At 39.5% G+C, this 20,557-nt stretch carries 14 protein-coding genes; 8 read left to right on the top strand and 6 right to left on the bottom strand.

Annotation, left to right across the window (positions count from 1 at the left end):
* Positions 1-254: 254 nt before the first annotated feature.
* Positions 255-1,199, top strand: coding sequence for an ATP-grasp fold amidoligase family protein (locus M1F17_RS06965; RefSeq protein WP_094962086.1), 945 nt, complete (start codon positions 255-257; stop codon positions 1,197-1,199).
* A 71-nt stretch (positions 1,200-1,270) separates the two neighbouring features.
* On the opposite strand, the gene M1F17_RS06960 is transcribed toward M1F17_RS06965, so the two are convergent.
* Both M1F17_RS06960 and prpR read right to left on the bottom strand, forming a co-directional pair.
* Positions 1,271-2,413 carry an MFS transporter gene (locus M1F17_RS06960; protein WP_004261743.1) on the bottom strand — a complete coding sequence of 381 codons (1,143 nt, stop codon included), beginning with the start codon at positions 2,411-2,413 and terminating at the stop codon, positions 1,271-1,273.
* Between the two features lie 561 nt (positions 2,414-2,974).
* The gene (prpR, locus tag M1F17_RS06955) at positions 2,975-4,591 is read right to left on the bottom strand and encodes a propionate catabolism operon regulatory protein PrpR (protein WP_094962134.1); all 1,617 of its coding nucleotides are present in this window, start codon (positions 4,589-4,591) and stop codon (positions 2,975-2,977) included.
* Between the two features lie 245 nt (positions 4,592-4,836).
* On the opposite strand from prpR, the gene prpB reads away from it, so the two are divergent.
* Genes prpB through M1F17_RS06940 form a run of 3 tightly spaced genes read left to right on the top strand, consistent with a single transcriptional unit; the run spans position 4,837 to position 8,414 of the window.
* A complete protein-coding gene (gene prpB, locus M1F17_RS06950) occupies positions 4,837-5,724 on the top strand; it encodes a methylisocitrate lyase (protein ID WP_110592133.1) in 888 nt (295 codons plus the stop codon).
* 60 nt (positions 5,725-5,784) lie between these two features.
* Positions 5,785-6,948 carry a 2-methylcitrate synthase gene (gene prpC, locus M1F17_RS06945; protein ID WP_144141730.1) on the top strand — a complete coding sequence of 388 codons (1,164 nt, stop codon included), beginning with the start codon at positions 5,785-5,787 and terminating at the stop codon, positions 6,946-6,948.
* Positions 6,949-6,959: 11 nt separating this feature from the next.
* On the top strand, positions 6,960-8,414 hold the full coding sequence (locus tag M1F17_RS06940; RefSeq protein ID WP_094962083.1) for a bifunctional 2-methylcitrate dehydratase/aconitate hydratase: 1,455 nt from the start codon (positions 6,960-6,962) through the stop codon (positions 8,412-8,414).
* 85 nt (positions 8,415-8,499) lie between these two features.
* On the opposite strand, the gene M1F17_RS06935 is transcribed toward M1F17_RS06940, so the two are convergent.
* Positions 8,500-9,540 carry a galactose-1-epimerase gene (locus tag M1F17_RS06935; RefSeq protein ID WP_094962082.1) on the bottom strand — a complete coding sequence of 347 codons (1,041 nt, stop codon included), beginning with the start codon at positions 9,538-9,540 and terminating at the stop codon, positions 8,500-8,502.
* Between the two features lie 234 nt (positions 9,541-9,774).
* Positions 9,775-10,704, bottom strand: coding sequence for a cation diffusion facilitator family transporter (locus M1F17_RS06930; RefSeq protein WP_004261765.1), 930 nt, complete (start codon positions 10,702-10,704; stop codon positions 9,775-9,777).
* Positions 10,705-11,003: 299 nt separating this feature from the next.
* Between M1F17_RS06930 and M1F17_RS06925 the strand changes: the two genes are divergently transcribed.
* Positions 11,004-11,441 (top strand): universal stress protein, encoded by a 438-nt coding sequence (locus M1F17_RS06925; protein WP_004261767.1) that lies wholly within the window; start codon positions 11,004-11,006, stop codon positions 11,439-11,441.
* Positions 11,442-11,652: 211 nt separating this feature from the next.
* Here M1F17_RS06925 and eco read toward each other — a convergent pair whose 3' ends face one another.
* The gene (gene eco / locus M1F17_RS06920) at positions 11,653-12,129 is read right to left on the bottom strand and encodes a serine protease inhibitor ecotin (RefSeq protein WP_094962081.1); all 477 of its coding nucleotides are present in this window, start codon (positions 12,127-12,129) and stop codon (positions 11,653-11,655) included.
* 267 nt (positions 12,130-12,396) lie between these two features.
* Here eco and M1F17_RS06915 point away from each other — a divergent pair, with 267 nt between their 5' ends.
* From M1F17_RS06915 to M1F17_RS06905, 3 genes are all read left to right on the top strand, one after another.
* Positions 12,397-12,609 (top strand): DUF465 domain-containing protein, encoded by a 213-nt coding sequence (locus M1F17_RS06915; RefSeq protein WP_004261774.1) that lies wholly within the window; start codon positions 12,397-12,399, stop codon positions 12,607-12,609.
* Positions 12,610-12,883: 274 nt separating this feature from the next.
* On the top strand, positions 12,884-13,246 hold the full coding sequence (locus M1F17_RS06910) for a nitrous oxide-stimulated promoter family protein (protein WP_004261780.1): 363 nt from the start codon (positions 12,884-12,886) through the stop codon (positions 13,244-13,246).
* A gap of 732 nt (positions 13,247-13,978) precedes the next feature.
* Positions 13,979-14,797 (top strand): helix-turn-helix transcriptional regulator, encoded by an 819-nt coding sequence (locus tag M1F17_RS06905; protein WP_164455313.1) that lies wholly within the window; start codon positions 13,979-13,981, stop codon positions 14,795-14,797.
* A gap of 249 nt (positions 14,798-15,046) precedes the next feature.
* On the opposite strand, the gene M1F17_RS06900 is transcribed toward M1F17_RS06905, so the two are convergent.
* Positions 15,047-20,554 (bottom strand): hypothetical protein, encoded by a 5,508-nt coding sequence (locus tag M1F17_RS06900; protein WP_318837329.1) that lies wholly within the window; start codon positions 20,552-20,554, stop codon positions 15,047-15,049.
* Positions 20,555-20,557: the final 3 nt, after the last annotated feature.

Raw genomic sequence — 20,557 nt, 5'->3', positions numbered from 1 at the left:
AAATAAACAATACCCTTATTATTAATGACGAATAATTAAAACGATCGATTGAATTATTGATATAAAAGTGTACGGATATCCGGCTATTATTAACAAAATGAACATTATTTATCTTTTGTTTAATATTTATTTATTAAGAAATTATTAAATTGACCGTTACATTTATTGATGCTTTATTTAAGTTATAAAAAATATAATCAAATAAAAATTAGATTTTAATTACACACTACAATTTTAGAATGGTTGGTGCTCGCATGAAAAAAGCAGAGTATTTTATAAAAAAATTACGTACACTTATAATGAGTGACAAAACATATCTCACTAATAAATTTACTAAAAAACTCAATTACCGCCCTGATTTTAAAGCCCCAAAAAGCTTTAATGAGAAAGTAAATTTTAGAATGTTGCGAGATAAAAATCCATTATATTCACAATTTGCAGATAAACTCGCGGTAAGGGAATATATCTCACGAACAATAGGAAATGAATATTTAGTACCTATCATCGCCACTTATAAAAGTGTCGATGAAATTGATCTAAACAAACTGCCAGAGCGTTTCGTTTTAAAATGCAATCACGACAGTGGTAGTAGCATTATTTGTCGCGATAAAGCACACTTTGACTGGCTAAAAGCCAAAAATAAATTAGATTTTCATTTAACTAAAAACCTTTACTATATTACTCGAGAACGTCATTATAAAACTATTCCCGCACAAATTATGTGTGAAGAATATATTGATTTATTCGCTAATAAAAACCGGAAGTTAGTACCAGAAACATGCAGGATCCATTGCTTCTCTGGTAAGCCTGCCTATGCAGAGATTGACTACTCAGACGAATTTGGCAATGAATTTATTAATATTTATGATATCAACTGGCAGTTACAACCCGTGACTTTTGGTTATCCGAACATGTTGGAACCCGTATCTGAGCCACCACTATTCAAAGAAATGTTACGGTTAGCGGAAATACTCGTCACACCTTTTGATTATTGCCGTGCGGATTTTTTGATGTCTGATGAAAATACCTTGTATTTCAGCGAACTTACATTTGCCCCAAATGCAGGTAGAACAGAAATATCACCGCTATCATGGGATTTCAAATTAGGGGAGCTTTGGGAGCAACGCATTGTACGTAATACAAAGCATTCACCCATTGAAGCACAACTGTCACCTTCAACCGTCAATAAAAAGAAATAATTAGAACGACAAAAAGGCCCTGTAAGTAATTCACAGAGCCTTTTATTTAGCAGTTTTATTTGTCGATAAAATTAATTTGCTAACACACTGGCTTTACGACGTAAGCTCGCAATTAACATATAAATCGCAGTCACTAACAGCACAATAAAGAAGAAATTCACTAAACCATTATGTTGGCCTAAAAACGTCCCTGCTGCGATAGGCCCCATTGCTGAACCTATACTGTAACTAAACAGCATCACTTGTGTTGCTGCGACGATATAGGAGGAATCTAAGTTATCACATGCCAACGTTATCGCCACAGGATATAAGGCAAAAGTTGACATACCGAGTAGCGCTAAAGCGACAATCATAACTAAGTAGTCACTCGAAATATAAATAACACCCATAGCAAAAACACCTAATAATGAAACCATCGCAAGTAATAAGGTTTTACTCATTAAGACAGATAATTTGCTAACAACTGGCTGTATTAACATCCCACCAAGAATAATTGAAGCCATCAACACACCGACTTGGTCGGTGGTGAATTGGTCTTTTTTCAATGATAACGGCATTAACCCATAGATAGTCCCCATGGTAATACCAGAAACCATACAACCGATAATTGCAGGTTTACTTAAACGAGCAATTTTTTTCAACGACAGTTTTTGATGCGAACCACTTTCTGGCTGGCCTTGACGTACTAATAACGGTGGCATTACCGCTAATAATAATAACCCTAATACCACCATAAACGGATAAGCGCCATGGGTTCCAATAACACCAATAGCAAGCTGGCCAAGAGTGGTTCCGCCATACAATGACGTCATATAAAAACTTAAACGTTTAGCACGCTCTTTCGGATTATCGCCAATCAATAACCAAGATTCGACAACCACAAAAATCCCCGCCACTGCAACCCCTGCAACTAAGCGGTTTGGCAACCAAGCTTCAATGGTCGGGGTCCACGGCAGTACAATAACTGTCGCGGCAAGCATCAATAAAAAGCCAATAAAGGCAAGACGATGGCCTATTTTGGCAATAATTGGTTCAATTAACATTGAGCCAATTAATAAACCAATATAATACGCACTCGCTAACCAACCCGCATATTGCGTATCAATACCAAAACTTCCCATCGATAATGGGATTAAGCTCATTAAATAACCCGATGCAATAGCAAAAATCGTTAACCCTGCAACAGGAACGAATGCATTGTCGCGTTTGCGCATGATAGTAGTGGACTGATTCACGCCCCACTCTCCAACTAACAAAATAAATAATATGCGCTGCAACTACATCGTTGAATACGACAGCATTGTGCTCCCAAGAAAGAACACATTTCGGCGATTAGTGCAGTAGTAAAAAAACAAAGATAGGACTAATTTGAGCGCAATATAGAACGTTCAATCATGAAGTTAAAATGAGAAAATCTAATGGTGACTAGCAAAATAATTTATGTGAGAAAAATCACGTTTTTTACGATGGTGAATTTAGTGAAAGAACAACAAGAAAAACAAAAATAACACTTAAAAATCAAACCAATAGATAGATATAAACATCTCTTTTTTTTGTTACGATTTGATACAACTTAAGTCATATGGAAAAAATCCTAAAAGCACTTAATAACAAAATAATTTATTTGTCACTGAACACGACTGAATGAATTTAATTCAACAAGTAGTATTCAATGATTCCATGAATAAAAACAACCTAATTATCTCCTTAATGGCACTCTCACTAATCCATTACCTTTTAATCAAAATCCCCCCTGAATAAATACAAATTAATTATTATTTAGTATCATGATTTACCTGATTTGCTTTCTCTAATAAAGAAAGACGTCGCCATAGGGTTGTTCTGCTAATACCTAAGTACTGAGCTACGGCTTTACGATCACCACCAAACCTATTCATCACGTCAGTAAGCGGTTCCTTATTTTTATCAATAACAACCTCATGGCTTATTGCATCCCATTTGCGCTCAGGAGATAGACTCGCCAACATTTCCTCACTAATGGCCTTTTCGGGGTATGCGCTACAATAAAGTGCAACTCGTTCCATTAAGTTTCTAAGTTCTCGCACATTACCGGGCCATGAATACTCAACAAAAAAGCGTTTACACGCAATTAACTGCTGTACACGAAAAGAAGGCAACGGCAGCATTAAGCCTGCAAAGGCTAACTTAAGTAACCGCTCCGCTAATACAAAAATATCATCGCCACGTTCATTGAGCGCTGGAACTCGCATTCTCAATACCCCAAGCCGATAAAATAGATCGGCACGAAAATGCCCTTCTCTTACCCAACGATCTAAATCGCAATGAGTCGCACAAATGACTCGTACATTGACTTTTAACGGTTTATACCCCCCAACACGCACGACAGAACGCTCTTCGAGCACTCGTAATAATTTTGTTTGTAATGCAATCGGCATTTCACCAATTTCATCTAAGAACAGTGTTCCCCCATTCGCCAGTTCAAATAGCCCTGCTCGGCCACCCCGGCGAGAGCCAGTAAAGGCACCTTCTTCATAGCCAAATAATTCGGCTTCTAATAATGTTTCAGGGATCGCCCCGCAATTCACGGCCACAAAAGGCATTTGCTGTTTACTGCGCTTATGTTGATTAAATAAGGTATATTCGTGATGAATCGCTTGCGCCACCATCTCTTTCCCAGTTCCACTCGCACCTTGAATCAATACTGTTGCATCAGAACGTGCGTACAACATAATAGTTTGCCTAACACGTTCCATCGGTAATGACGAACCAATCAGGTCATTAATGGTATAACGGACTTTTGCGGGATTAGGAGGGAGATATTTGTCTTGCGAATGGTTTTCACGCCTCGACATTCGGCTTAATTCGATAGCGTCTGAGAATGCTTGTCGTATGGTTTGTGTGGAATAGACAAAAACCCCTGTCATCCCCATTTCATCAGCTAAATCCATGATGAGCCCAGCCCCTACAACAACGGAAATTCCCATTGCTTTTAATGCTTTAAGCTGAGATCTTGCATCTTCTGCGGTGACATAACTACGCTGTTCAATTTGCAAACCAAAACGTTGCTGAAATTCATCTAATGAGGAAAGTGTTTTTTTATAATTAATGATCCCGACTTTATCGCTAATCTCTCGGGCTTTGGCCAATGCTTGCATGACATCGAACCCGCTAATTTTCACGATAATAACAGGAACTGAAACATGGCTTTTTAAATAAGCACCATTTGAACCTGCACTAATGATGGCATCACAATGTCCACCCTGTAATCGTTGATGCACGGCCTCTACCGCCTGCTCAAAACCAAGGTTTAGTGGGGTGATTTCCGCTTGTTCACTAAATTCAGGGCTGATATCTCGAAATAGTGTAAATAACCGAGACACTGAAACAGTCCAAATAATCGGTTTTTCCATCATCGCCATACCTTCTTACCATGTTTCATTTATGTTTCAATTGACAATATCTTGTTTCAACGAAACACACCAACCGATTATTTTAAAATTGTTTTTCCCGTCACAAATCAAAAAAAACAATATCAGTTTGATTTTAAACACATTTGCATACCCATGTAATTTAGAGCCAAATTGGCACGTCAATTGCTATATGACTATAGTTATCTCAATTTCATTACAATTAATTAACATCATATGAGGCTATTATGTCGTCATTTAGTGCAGGACAAAAATTTCGTGAGGCTATCAAGCAAGAATCTCCATTGCAGCTCGTTGGAACTATCAATGCCAACCACGCGCTCCTTGCAAAACAAGCTGGCTATAAAGCTATTTACTTATCTGGAGGTGGCGTCGCTGCGGGGTCACTGGGCATGCCGGACTTAGGTATTTCAACGTTAGATGATGTTTTAATTGATATTCGACGCATTACTGATGTATGTGACTTACCACTTATGGTCGATGCCGATATTGGCTTTGGCCCTTCTGCTTTTAATGTCGCCCGCACGGTGAAATCCTTTTGTAAAGCCGGTGCGGCAGGGTTGCATATTGAAGACCAAGTGGGTGCAAAACGTTGTGGCCATCGCCCTAATAAAGAAATTGTTTCGACACAAGAGATGGTCGACCGCATCAAGGCGGCTGTTGATGCACGAACCGATGGCAGCTTTGTCATTATGGCTCGAACCGATGCATTAGCGGTCGAAGGCATTGATGCCGCACTGGAACGTGCACAAGCCTACTTAGAAGCCGGTGCGGACATGCTTTTTCCAGAGGCAATTACTGAGCTTTCTATGTATCAACAGTTTACAAGTAATACCTCCGCTCCCGTACTGGCCAATTTAACTGAATTTGGTCAAACCCCTTTATTTACTCTTGATGAACTACGCAGTGTTGACATTGCCATTGCGCTGTATCCGCTGTCTGCGTTTCGAGCCATGAATAAAGCCGCTGAACAGGTTTATACAACATTACGTAAAGAAGGCACTCAAAAAAGTGTCATTCCACTTATGCAGACTCGAGAAGAGCTGTATCAAAGTATTCATTATTACGATTATGAACAAAAACTGGATGCGTTATTTTCCAAGAATAAATCTTAATTTTTAGGCAATTATCATTACTAAAAGTTGCATCGCCTCTGTCCCTACAAGGAATAAATGATGAATGAACAACTTAGTCGTACTGAAACACCTCAATTTAAACCTAAAAAATCCGTTGCACTTTCAGGTATTACAGCCGGAAATACTGCACTTTGTACCGTTGGGCGTAATGGTAATGACCTGCATTATCGCGGGTTTGACATTCACGACTTAGCCACACAATGTGAATTTGAAGAAATCGCGCATTTGCTCATCCATGAAAGGCTGCCGACAGCAACCGAACTCGTTGCATATAAAGAAAAGTTGCAATCTCTTCGAGGGTTACCGGCAAGTGTTAAACAAACGTTAGAATCCATACCCGCGAACGCGCACCCAATGGACGTCATGCGCACAGGCGTATCAATGATGGGCTGCGTGTTACCCGAAAAAGAATCTCACCCTTTTTCCGGTGCTAGGGATATAGCAGATCGCTTATTAGCGTCACTGGGTTCGATGTTGTTGTATTGGTATCACTTTAGCCACCATGGAAGACGTATTGAAACCCAAACTGATGATGATTCAATTGGTGCGCATTTCTTGCATCTATTACACGGTAAAAAGCCCCCTGCTCAATGGAAAAAATTTATGCATATTGCGGCAATTTTATACGCAGAACATGAATTTAACGCATCGACATTCGCAGCAAGGGTTATTGCGGGAACAGGCACGGATTTTTACTCTGCGATGACAGGTGCAATTGCCGCTTTGCGTGGCCCAAAACACGGGGGGGCAAATGAAGTTTCATTAGAAATTCAGCAACGTTATGCCTCAATGGAGGAAGCAGAGCAAGATATTACAGCACGCGTTAAAAATAGTGAGGTTATCATTGGGTTTGGCCACCCCGTTTATACCCTCGCAGACCCCCGCCACCCTATTATCAAATCTGTCGCTTTACAGTTATCAGAACAGAGCCTAAATCGACACCTTTATACCGTCGCAGATCGAATTGAATCCGTAATGAAACGTGAAAAAAACATGTTTCCAAATTTAGATTGGTTTTCTGCTGTGGCTTATCACCTTATGGGGATTCCCACCGCCATGTTTACCCCATTATTTGTTATGGCACGTACCGCTGGCTGGTCAGCACATATTATTGAGCAACGACAAGATAATAAAATTATTCGTCCTTCAGCCAACTATATTGGTCCTGAAAATCAATTATTTACTCCTATAGAACAGCGTTAAAAGGTAACCTAATGACAACACAAACCGTGCGTTCGCAACAAATTGAATTTGATAAAGTGATCAGCGATATTGTTGATTATGTAATGGATTACCCAATTATTTCTGACCTCGCCTATGATACGGCTTATCATTGCCTGCTCGATACCCTTGGTTGCGGTATGGAATCCCTTGAATACCCTGCATGTAAAAAATTATTAGGGCCTATCGTTCCAGGTACGATTGTGCCAAATGGCACAAAAATCCCAGGCACCCAATTTCAATTAGACCCAGTGCAAGGCGCATTTAATCTTGGCACAATGTGCCGTTGGCTCGACTTTAATGACACTTGGCTGGCTGCCGAATGGGGCCACCCGTCGGATAACCTTGGTGGTATTTTAGCCACTGCGGATTGGCTTTCTCGTGAAAACATTGCGAAAGGCAAGCCCCCGCTAGTTATTAGAGATGTTTTGACTGCATTAATTAAAGCGCATGAAATTCAAGGCTGCATCGCACTAGAAAATGCCTTTAACCAAGTCGGGCTCGACCATGTTATTTTAGTCAAAGTGGCATCAACTGCGGTTGTTTCTCATCTATTGGGGCTGGAAAGAGAACAAATTCTCAATGCTGTTTCCCAAGCGTGGATTGATGGTCACAGCTTACGTACCTACCGCCACAGCCCCAATACAGGGTCTCGCAAGTCATGGGCGGCAGGTGACGCCACCTCCCGTGCTGTACGGCTGGCTTTAATGGCTCAAAAAGGGGAAATGGGCTATCCAACGGCGCTAACGGCTAAAACCTGGGGCTTCTACGATGTTTTATTTAATGGACAACCTCTGCGTTTTCAACGCCCTTATGGCTCCTATGTTATGGAAAATGTGTTGTTTAAGATTTCTTTCCCTGCTGAGTTTCATTCCCAAACAGCAGTAGAGGCAGCGTTACAACTCCACCAAACCCTCGAAAAATTAGGAAAAACGGCTCAAGATATTGAGTCTATTGCCATACGCACTCATGAAGCTTGTATTCGTATCATTGATAAAAAAGGCCCATTACATAACCCGGCAGATCGTGACCATTGCATTCAATATATGGTCGCTATCCCATTAATTTTTGGTCGTTTAACGGCTGCTGATTATGAAGATAATATTGCCAAAGATGAGCGTATTGATGCATTACGTGCAAAAATGCATTGCACTGAAGATGCACAGTTTACCCGAGACTATCATGACCCTGAAAAACGTTCGATTAGCAATGGGTTAACCATTACATTGAAGGATGGGCAAGTGCTTGATGAAGTTGTTATCGAATATCCTGTTGGCCATAAACGCCGCCGTAAAGAAGGGATACCATTGTTATTAAATAAATTTAGAATTAATTTAGCAAGGCAATTCCCAGAGGCTCAACAAATTCGAATTCTAAAAGCCTCTCTCGATAAGCCAATGCTAGAAAAAATGCCCGTCAATGAATATATGGATCTATTCGTTATTTAAGACTAAGGAAATTATTAACTGGCGAGCATTAACTGGCGAGTAATTCAGCGCCTTAATATAGAGGCGCTGAATATTCACTATTTTATTAGAAAACAAATTGGTAACGCGTTTGGTTTTGATACATTTGTTGAGGAAATGCAATCGAACTGTATTGTTCTCCCCACTCAGGGTGATTGATTGCATCTGCTGGAAACTGAGTTGCTATCACTACCCCTGAATAAGGGACATACGTTCGTGTTTTCCCCGACGTTGCAAGCAGGTTATTTCCACTGTACACATGTAATGCAGGCTGCGTGGTTGCGATATTTAGCCGCACATCACCACTTGGTGCCCCGAGGGTTGCCACCGTCTGCAGACCATCGGTTAATGTATTGTTTAATATAAACGTATGGTCATACCCCCCAACTCGACGTTGGTCATCATCTTGTAAGAAATCTCGGCCAATCCGTTTACTTTGGCGAAAATCAAAATTTGTATCTGCAACGTTATACCACTCTCCCGTTGGGATACCGTCCATATATGTCGGCAAATATTGGTCTGCATCAATATATAAATCATGTTCCAAAGCCGTTCTGACCGAGTCCTCCCCCGCTAAGTTAAAGTAGATGTGATTCGCAAGATTAACAGGGCAAGCTTCTGTCGATTGATAAGTATGGTGAATAACGACTTGATTATCTTCTGTGAGTTCATAGCTCACTTCAACGTCTAACTGCCCCGGAAAGCCTTGATCACCAACAGGCGACGTCAAAGAAAAAACAGCTTTTTGAGGTGTTGGTTGAAAAATACCCCATATGCGATGGCTAAAACTATGTTTTCCACCATTCAAGCAATGTACACCTTGGTTATTCGCAAGCTGATAGTACTGTTCATTTAGCGTGAATCGTGAATTATTTATGCGGTTAGCGACTCGCCTAACGATTGAACCAAGGTATACCCCCTGTTCCATCTGTTTAGCCATATTGGGTGAACCTAAAACAACATCTCGTTTTCCTGTTGCTAGCGGAAGTATACAGCTAACCCAACTAGCTCCTAGGCTACTGAGAATAACCTTCATACCATTTTGATTAGTAAGGGCAATGACCTTTGGGGCGCGAAATGTCTGACATTGTTCTTGAGTTAACCGCATTTTTTCCTCAATCGTTCAATAATCACTATAGAGAGCATTTTTTGGGGTTTGCTACATTTGCCCTATATTTTGAAACAAATACCTTATTGTGCCATCTTGAAACTGCTTATTAATTTTCGCCTTGTTATCAATCAGGTGCAATAATTAATGTGTTGATTTTACATAATAGCTTGCAATAAAAAACCGAGCCACTTTAAAGCTCGGTTTTTATCGAAAAATAAAATAAATGTGTGATTAATGCTTAGCGTCTTTGTCATACGGGTCAAGATGGGTCATAACATCCAAAATTAATGGGTTTTCCATCAATTTTTTACGCACATTTACCGCAATTTCATGGCCAACAGTAATACTCATATTTCCATCAAGCTCTAAATGCACATCCACCAATAAAAAGTCACCCGATTTACGTGTTTTTAAATCATGGTATCCCGATAACTCACTAATATTATCCAAAACAGAACGGATTTCCTGCAAAGTTTCTTCGTCTGCGCCTTTATCCATTAAATCTTGCATGGATTGATTGGTGAATTTAAACCCCATCCGAAAAACAAATGTCCCTACAATCAACGCGGCCAGTGGGTCAAAAATTTTAAACCCACACAGGCTACCAACAATACCAATGGCCACCACTAGGGAGGAAGCAGCATCGGAACGAGCATGCCATGCATTCGCCACTAACATACTGGAGTTTACTTTTTTCGCGACATGCAACATATAGCGAAACAGCCCCTCTTTTGCGACTAAAGCAATCAGTGCAACAATCAATGCAATTGAGTGAACTTCAGGAATTAACTCAGGTTTCAGTAATTTTTCAATCGCTGACCAAACCATTCCCACGCCCACAATTAATAAAATAATACCTAATATTAATGAAGCGCCATTTTCATAACGAAAATGACCATATGGATGGTCTTCATCTGGCTTCTTGTGGCTTTTCTTATTGGCTATCAGCACCACAAAATCAGCGACCAAATCCGATAATGTATGAATACCGTCAGCGACTAACCCGGAAGAATGAGAAAAAATACCAACAATTATCTGCCAAATCGATAAGAAAATATTTACGACAACACTGACTAAGGTACTTTTTTTTGCGGCTTTAAATTTTATTTGTTGGATTTCAAAATCACTTTTTTTCTGTGTTGAAGCATTATTCATAGTCATAAAATGGGTTCTTTAATGAAAAACAAAACAATTATCATTCAAATAATACATTTAAATCAATTAGTTAAGCAAATTGCCGCAATCTTCGCATATATTTTGTTAAAAGTCTCTGTGTGATTTGTAAATAACACTGAGAGTTGATAATAATTATTCTTTCTTTTCAAAGAAGAAGCTATGTCATTTTTAGATTATCGCTATAAATGCGCACGTTATAGCATTTATTACTTTTCATTTAACTTATAGTATATTGTAGATAACCTTTTGTAATTAATTTTAAATAATACGAAAATGAGGTAGCTATGTATAAAAAAATCCTAGTCCCTATTGATTTGTTAGAAGATGAATTAAACCAAGAGATCATCAAACACGTTGAGGCACTAGCGCAACTAAGCTCAGCTGAAATTCATTTTCTATCCGTTATTCCGAGCCTTGAGTTATTTTTTGGTATTGAAATTGCCGCATTACCAGAAAGCAACAAAGATTCTGCGGAACGCTCAATCCTTGCAATGCGTGCGTTAGAAGAAGTCATTAAAGATATCAAAGTTGCTGATGAACGGATTAACTGCAAAATTGGTATTGGTTCAGCTAAAGATGAAATCTTAGATTATGCGCAAGAAATTAGCGCAGATCTCATTGTTGTAGGCTCCCATCACCCAAGCACTTCAACCTATTTATTAGGTTCAACAGCCTCTGCAATCGTGCGCCATGCGAAAACATCTGTCTTCGTTATTCGCTAAATTGGTTTCTATAAAAAATGCCGCTAAATGCGGCATTTGAGGTTGTTGACAAAGCGGGATAAAAGCGTGGTTTTTCCCGCTTTGTGTTATCAGCCGAAAATCAATAAATTGATTTTCCTGATTTATTTTCAAAACCTATTAGACTTACCGCCAAACATAATATGTTTGTCAGCAGTCTGAATGCCGCTAAATGCGGCATTTTCTTTAATATTTATTTTGTAACTGAATCAATTAATTTATCGTCTGTAGACCAGATACGATATTTTACTTGCATATCTTTCGGAGCATAAACCACAATCGGTAATTTGCTGTTATAACGCACAAATGCATCATCGCCTAATTGAGTCGTCACAAAACGGTCTTTTGCAGGCTCAGAGCATCCCATCATAGTAGATGCAGGGCCTTTTACTTCGTCGAGTTTATAATAATCATAGCCCCAGCCTTCCAACGTCTTTCTGTCTAGATCACCCATAAACCATTGGCGGTTACAATCTGCTTTGATCGTTTTTCCAATAACTAACTCAACCATAAAGTCATTTTCATTTTGTTGCTTGGTTAATTCAATCACATGACGAGTCATACCCGATTCTGCTTTTGGGTATGGCGCGATCTTTTCCAAATCTTCCGTTGCTACTGCACAAGATGAAATTAGTGCCGCCGCCATTACAGATAAAATCGCTTTTTTCATTATTTATTCCTATTTAAGAACACAAAACTAATTTTTAAAACCAGTCTTTTATCCATGTTAAGTCATTTACACCGCAATTATCACTATAGATGATTCTTAATTACAAAAATATAGATAACTCAGGTAAAAGCCATGTAATACTACTTAATTCTAGTAGAAGGATCATAAAACTAATAAAAATTATGTAAATTACAAGCTATTTGGATGTACAAAATGCATGCACTGTTTATACTGAAACTGAGGCTTAATATATTCTGAGGAGGTAGTATGTTATCAGCAGATCAAGATTTAGTTTCAAAATTAATCTCTACACATCCCCGTTTTCAAACTCTTTATGAAAAACATCATCAACTCGACAAAGAAATCAGCAAATTAGAAGGGCCTTCTGGTGCTGGTTACAATGAGCATGTCGCTAAGCTAAAAAAAGAAAAATTACATCTTAAAGATGAAATGCAAAAAATAATGCTCTCGAGTCAATAGGTTATCACGATAATAGTATTAGTTGTTTTTCACACATAATGAAATTCAAAAACTGGGCTAACATCCTAAAAGATAATGATATTTTATCGATCATTTAACGTTAGCTAGTGTTGTTTCACACTAATATAAGAGGGTAATTTTTTATTACCCTCTTTTGTTACGTCGAGAACTCACCACTTTATTGAGTCCCATCAATAAAAATACAAAAAAATTATCATTAATCAGTTATAAGTTGTATATTAAATATATGTTTTGTTTTTATAGAGAAGTTTCTATGGTTGGCAAACGCATTCACCGTGAAATTAAAACGATTGAAAAAATGATAAAAATCTATGAGAAAGCCTATCCAGCACCAGCAGAATCACCTGATTTTTATCAAAAACTATTTTCCTATGCCGTTAATAGATTAGAAAAATGCCGATATGGAGAAGAAAAACCAGCATGTAAACAATGTCCAATCCATTGTTACCAACCCAAAATGAGAGAGCAGATGAAGCTAGTTATGCGCTGGGCTGGCCCGAAGATGTTAATCCATCACCCAATTCTCGCTATACGTCATTTACTTGATGATCGTAAACCAGTCCCTGATTTACCAGCTAAAGTAAGCAAGCGAGCAACTCAGAAACAAGAGCCATAATTAGTGAGCCTATAGCTCAAGCTTAGTCCTCTATTTAAAGCAAAGTACAACATGAGGAGAAATAATAAAGCACAAAGATGTTGAAAAATGGCGAACAACAAGTAGTAACTCTAAGGAACTATTTATAAAAATATATATTTAAAATACCTATTAAAGCAATTACAGAAACCTATCAATTAAAAAATGAGACTAAAGTCACAAATAAACAGCAATCCCCTCACATTTTAACAAACAAAATCAATCATATCGATTGAAAAAATAAATAACTTAGATTAATAACCATTAATTACATTAATAAAATTAATAAATGATGGTTTTGCCGAAATCTAGAATCATCATTAGCATAGCTAAAATTCATATTACTATGCTAAAAATGATAAGTAAGAAGAAAGTAGAAAAAAAACACGGTTTAGGTGTAAAAAACGATAACATATTAACATACGACTAATTTTATCAATTCAGATTAAAAATCCAAACTAATTAAAATTATAAGTATAATAATTAAATCACCCCACCAATGACACAAAAAATACCGAGCAATTCACACAAACAACTCGAAAAAAGTATATTTAGAAACATTTATTTATATTTAGAATTATAATGTGACACAAAATTAATCGATTTATATAATTTCAATCATACTAATAACATCCATGCTTTATATCACCAGATAGGAATAGTTGAATATTTTATTTTGAATTTATATTTAAATACGATTAAAAAGGTATAGTCATGCAAGCAATAAACTCACCAAATCGACACTTCATTAAACAGATAAACATTGATAGTAACGCGGCCCATAACATTATTGACTTAGAAACTAAAGGGCTTTTAATCATAGAACAAGGCTCTGTGTTACTAGAAACCCCAGCTAACTCACAATCTTTAAATGAAGGCGATATCTTATATCACAAACAGGGAGCTTACTCACTACAGCTCACTGAAACAACAAGTTGCAAATTACTTTGGATATCCTTGGATGATAACTTTTTGCGTAGTTTCATCACCAATCATGGCACTGAATTAAGCGAAATAGACCGCAATGAAGGCTTACCCTCTGATATTATTAAATTTAATTCATCCCCTCTCATTGAAGAAATCAAATCAAGCTTAAATACATTTGTTAATAACGAATACCCTGACGTCATTTTCTCACTCCGAGTAAGTGAATTACTGTTATTACTAAGCTACAGTGAACAAGGTGCTTTATTGCTATCTAATTTTAGACAGCTAAGTAGTCGCCAAATAGAACGTCTACAAATGTTTATGGAAAATAATTATCTTAAAGAGTGGAAATTAAGTGAGTTCGCACGTACTTTTGGTATGGGATTAACAACATTTAAAGAACTGTTCAATACCGTTTATGCAACGTCACCACGCGCATGGATCAGTGAAAAACGTATTATGTATGCACACCAGTTGTTAATTAATACTACAATGAGTATTGTAGAGGTTTCTATGGAAGCAGGCTTTTCAAGTCAATCTTACTTCACCCAAACTTATCGAAAACGGTTTGGCTACACACCGAGTCGGTCAAGAATAGCAGCTTAACCGCTCAGTAAGACTCTAACTCATGCCCTGTCAGTTATAGAAGTTTAAACTTCACTATAATCTGGCAGAAAGGCAAACATCAAATCCTTCCTTTAAATATTCACATTCACTTCTTATACTTCTTATACTTCTTATACTTCTTATACTTCTTATACTTCTTATACTTCTTTCAGATTGATACATCACAAAAAAGGTAATTTGCCTTTCAGTGACAAATTACCTTTAAGATAACCTTAAATAAAAGCTATGCTATTTCGCTTTGATTATTTTTAAATCAATAATTGACATGGAGTTTGGTGGTACCTCACCTGGTATGCCTTCAACGCCATACCCACCTTCAGGTTTAATATAGACTTTAACCATTCCCCCTTCCCCTGCTCGTTCGACAAAGGAGTTTAATGGTGCAGGTAACTGATTATAAGGTAATGTGACAGGGTTTTGATCGGTATACAACACCGTAACCTTACCGTCAGTTAATTGCTCTCTCATAATAAAAGTCACGTCTTTGTTTTTCACGTCTTTTATCGGTGAGCCAACTTGAATGATTTTATAGTAAGTATTGCTATCGAGCTTACTGTATTTTTGAGCGGTAATTTGCTCAATAATTTTTTGGTTTTTCTTCGCATTTTCTGCGGCAATCACTTTTGCATCTTTGCTAGGAGGAATTCGCCCAGCCAGACCAGTACTCGATTTCGAACCACCTCTTGCTTTTAATGCATCATTTTCATTTTGTAATTGAGTTATCTGTCGATTTAACGCCATAATTTGTGATTTTAAAGCTTCATCACTCGAAATGGATTTACTTGAATCCAATTCCGTTTGTAGTTTTTTCAATTTTTCTTGTGCTAATGCCAACTCTTTTTGAGAGTTCGCTTTTAAATCACCAAGAAGTTTATTCGTGTCTGTCAGTTTTTGCTCAATTTCAGACTGTTTCTTTGTTTTAGCCGCAATATCACTTTCAAGTTTGCTGATTTTGTCTTCTTGAGCCTTAGTCTGCTTAGTAAATTGCTGGTTTTGCTGGTCAAGTTTTTTCTTCTCACTTTCTTGGGCAGCAAGAGCGTCACTAATTGATTTTTTCTCAGATTCTAACTTGGCAATAGCGCTTTCTTTTTCTTTCAATAATGTAACTTGTTTATTTAAGTCCGCAGTTAACGCTTTAACTTGCTTGTCACTTGCTTGACCTACTAGCGCTGTTTGTTTTTCAACATCTTTTTGTAATTTCAGCAGTTCTGCATTAGCCTGTTCCAATTGTTTTTGAGCATTAACAAAATTTTGTTCATTTTGTTTTAAGTTTTCTTGCAATTGTTGCTGTTGCTTTTGGCTCTCAACATATTGTTTTGATAAAACATTCTGTGCTGCTTGCTGCTCAGCCAACTGTTTTTTCGCTGTTGCTAATTCAGACTCTAACGTAATTTTTTGTGCTAATTTGGCAGTTTGCTCTGCTAAAGATGCTTGGATCTTATCTGCTTGCTGCGCTTTCTGTTTCAGTTGCGTAACAAGCTGCTGGTTTTTCTCCGCTAACGCTTTTGCATCTGCTTGCTGTTTGGCGAGCGCCTCACGAGTTACTTTACTTTCCGTTTCAGCTTTCTTCAACCCGTCTTCTTTTTGCTTCAGCAAAGCGAGTTGTTTGTTTAAATCTGCCGTCAGCGCTTTAATCTGTTGGTCGCTGGCTTGATTCATTAAAGCTGTTTTTGTTTCAACTTCATTCTTCAGCTTCTGCAAATCCGTGTTCGCTTGTTTCAGTTGCGCCTGTGCCGTAACGTAATTTTGCTCTTGCTGGTTGAGCTTCGCCTGCAACTCGGCTTGCTGTTTTTCACTGTTCGCAAACTGTTTGGACAACGCATTTTGTGCCGTTTGGTGCTCGGCTAACTGTTTTTTCGCCTCAGCCAGTTCGGCTTCTAACGCCACCTTCTCGGCAGCCTTCGCCGTCTGCTCTACTAAGGACGCTTGAATTTTTTCCGCTTGTTGTGCTTTTTGTTGCAATTCGGCAGCAAGCTGCTGGTTTTTCTCGGCTAAGGCTTTTGCCTCCGCTTGCTGTTTGGCGAGCGCCTCACGGGTGGTTTCGCTCTCTGTTTCAGCTTTCTTCAACCCGTCTTCTTTTTGCTTCAGCAAAGCGAGTTGTTTGTTTAAATCTGCCGTCAGCGCTTTAATCTGTTGGTCGCTGGCTTGATTCATTAAAGCTGTTTTTGTTTCAACTTCATTCTTCAGCTTCTGCAAATCCGTGTTCGCTTGTTTCAGTTGCGCCTGTGCCGTAACGTAATCGTGCTCTTGCTGGTTGAGCTTCGCCTGCAACTCAGCTTGCTGTTTTTCACTGTTCGCAAACTGTTTGGACAACGCATTTTGTGCCGTTTGGTGCTCGGTTAACTGTTTTTTCGCCTCAGCCAGTTCGGCTTCTAACGCCACCTTCTCGGCAGCCTTCGCCGTCTGCTCGGCTAAGGACGCTTGAATTTTTTCCGCTTGTTGTGCTTTTTGTTGCAATTCGGCAGCAAGCTGCTGGTTTTTCTCGGCTAACGCTTTTGCCTCCGCTTGCTGTTTGGCGAGCGCCTCACGGGTGGTTTGGCTCTCTGTTTCAGCTTTCTTCAACCCGTCTTCTTTTTGCTTCAGCAAAGCGAGTTGTTTGTTTAAATCCGCCGTCAACGCTTTAACTTGTTGGTCGCTGGCTTGGCTCATCAAGGCAGTCTGTTTTTCCATCTCCCCTTGGAGCTTTTGTAGATCTGCGTTCGCTTGTTTCAGTTGCGCCTGTGCCGTAACGTAATCGTGCTCTTGCTGGCGGAGTTTTGCCTGCAACTCGGCTTGCTGTTTTTCACTGTTCGCAAACTGTTTGGACAACGCATTTTGCGCCGTTTGGTGCTCGGTTAACTGTTTTTTCGCCTCAGCCAGTTCGGCTTCTAACGCCACCTTCTCGGCAGCCTTCGCCGTCTGCTCGGCTAAGGACGCTTGAATTTTTTCCGCTTGTTGTGCTTTTTGTTGCAATTCGGCAGCAAGCTGCTGGTTTTTCTCGGCTAACGCTTTTGCCTCCGCTTGCTGTTTGGCGAGCGCCTCACGGGTGGTTTGGCTCTCCGTTTCAGCTTTCTTCAACCCGTCTTCTTTTTGCTTCAACAAAGCGAGTTGTTTGTTTAAATCCGCGGTCAACGCTTTAACTTGTTGGTCGCTGGCTTGGCTCATCAAGGCGGTCTGTTTTTCCATCTCCCCTTGGAGCTTTTGTAGATCTGCGTTCGCTTGTTTCAGTTGCGCCTGTGCCGTAACGTAATTTTGCTCTTGTTGGCGGAGTTTCACCTGCAACTCGGCTTGCTGTTTTTCACTGTTCGCAAACTGTTTAGACAACGCATTTTGCGCCGTTTGGTGCTCGGCTAACTGTTTTTTCGCCTCAGCCAGTTCGGCTTCTAACGCCACCTTCTCGGCAGCCTTCGCCGTCTGCTCGGCTAGGGACGCTTGAATTTTTTCCGCTTGTTGCGCTTTTTGTTGCAATTCGGCAGCAAGCTGCTGGTTTTTCTCCGCTAACGCTTTTGCGTCCGCTTGCTGTTTGGCGAGCGCCTCACGGGTGGTTTGACTCTCTGTTTCAGCTTTCTTCAACCCGTCTTCTTTTTGCTTCAACAAAGCGAGTTGTTTGTTTAAATCCGCCGTCAGCGCTTTAACTTGTTGGTCGCTGGCTTGGCTCATCAAGGTGGTCTGTTTTTCCATCTCCCCTTGGAGCTTTTGTAGATCTGCGTTCGCTTGTTTCAGTTGCGCCTGTGCCGTAACGTAATCGTGCTCTTGCTGGTTGAGCTTCGCCTGCAACTCGGCTTGCTGTTTTTCACTGTTCGCAAACTGTTTGGACAACGCATTTTGCGCCGTTTGGTGCTCGGCTAACTGTTTTTTCGCCTCAGCCAGTTCGGCTTCTAACGCCACCTTCTCGGCAGCCTTCGCCGTCTGCTCGGCAGCCCTCGCCGTCTGCTCGGCTAAGGACGCTTGAATTTTTTCCGCTTGTTGCGCTTTTTGTTGCAATTCGGCAGCAAGCTGCTGGTTTTTCTCCGCTAACGCTTTTGCGTCCGCTTGCTGTTTGGCTAGCGCCTCACGGGTGGTTTGGCTCTCCGTTTCAGCTTTCTTCAACCCGTCTTCTTTTTGCTTCAGCAAAGCGAGTTGTTTGTTTAAATCCGCGGTCAACGCTTTAACTTGTTGGTCGCTGGCTTGGCTCATCAAGGCGGTCTGTTTTTCCATCTCCCCTTGGAGCTTTTGTAGATCTGCGTTCGCTTGTTTCAGTTGCGCCTGTGCCGTAACGTAATCGTGCTCTTGCTGGCGGAGTTTTGCCTGCAACTCGGCTTGCTGTTTTTCACTTTGAGCTAACTGTTTTTCTAACGTATTTTGCGTACTTTGATATGAATTCAGCTGTTCCTGGGCAACTTTTAAGGCATTTTCTAATGCAACTTTTTGCTCAGCTTGTTCAGTTTTTTCCGCCAAAGAAGCTTGAATGCTTTTCGCTAATTGTTCTTTTTCGACTAACTGGGCTTGTAGTTGCTGGTTTTGTGACTCTAATGATTTACTTTTCTCTTGCTGAGCGACCAAAGAAGATTGGACATCATCTTTTTCACTTTTAGCCGTAGCTAATTCATTTTCTTTCTGTTTTAACAACTCTTTTTGCTGTAAAAGTTCAGCTGTCACTGACTTCATTTGTTCATCAGTATTACCAACAAGTTGCAGTTGATTTTTAGCCTCTGACTCCAATTTTGCAATATCAGCGGTTAATTGCTCAATTTTCAAATTTGCGGTAGCAAATTGTTGTTCTTTCTCTGCTAATTGCTGTTTAAGTTGGGCTTGTTCGACAACACTTTCATTTAATTGTTTCTCAAGCTGGGCAATCGTTTCTTGGGTTTGCTGATTTTCTTGACTTAATTGTTCAAGACTATTTTGCTTTTGCTCAATTGTTTTTTGGGCATCCGCCAATTTAGCCTTTAACGTGTCAATTAAAGACTGATCATCTGATGAATTTACAACCGCCTGTAGCTGGGCTATATGCTCTTTACTCTTCAGAACTTCGTCGTTTAGTTTATCAATCTCAAATTGTTTTTCGGTAATTGTCTGCGTTAATTGCGCAATACTCTTATTATGATTAATGAGTTCAGAAACGAGTTGATCATCATTGAGTAAATGATTATAAGCAATAAGCTGGCCTACTCCTTGAGCAATACCAAACTTATATAGATGTGTTAATTGCTGGCGTTCAATTAATTGCGCCAGTTGCTCAAGATAAGCAGAGGTATTAATACCTGTTGGCTTAGCAAATTTAGATGAATATAAGCCGAGTGGGTCAAGAACCAATTGATACTTTGCAAAATCTTTTGCTAGATAAGCTGGATCCCATTGGTTGCTTTGAAAAAAATAAGGGTAAGACGACAATAAAATAGGCGCTACGCCATTTTCTGTCGCCACCGCACACACTTCAGGAAAAGTCGTTTTTTCTGGCTCTACAGGGTCTGCTTTCGCTACATCTGCTTTCTTCGTTGATGTAGCAGCAGATTTACTTTTCCCTGTAGTTTTGCCTTTAGTTCCTTTATTCGCTGCCGCAGATTTTTGCTTCTCTTTTGGCGCAGGAACGGTAGATAGCGAAGAAAAGATATCATAACCTTGGTTTTGTGTATTAACTGGCAATTGTTGTTTTTGCTCTTGTACTTTGCCTTCTTTTTCCATTTGAAGGTAGGTATCAAAATCATCAATTACATTGTTAAAGCGCTCTGCTTTTGGAGCATGACTAAAAAAAGTCGTAACAAGTGCCAGTGACACACA

The sequence above is a fragment of the Providencia sp. PROV073 genome, assembly GCF_033688125.1.
Taxonomy (GTDB): Bacteria; Pseudomonadota; Gammaproteobacteria; order Enterobacterales; family Enterobacteriaceae; genus Providencia; species Providencia hangzhouensis.
This window is presented reverse-complemented; position numbering and strand designations above follow the sequence as displayed.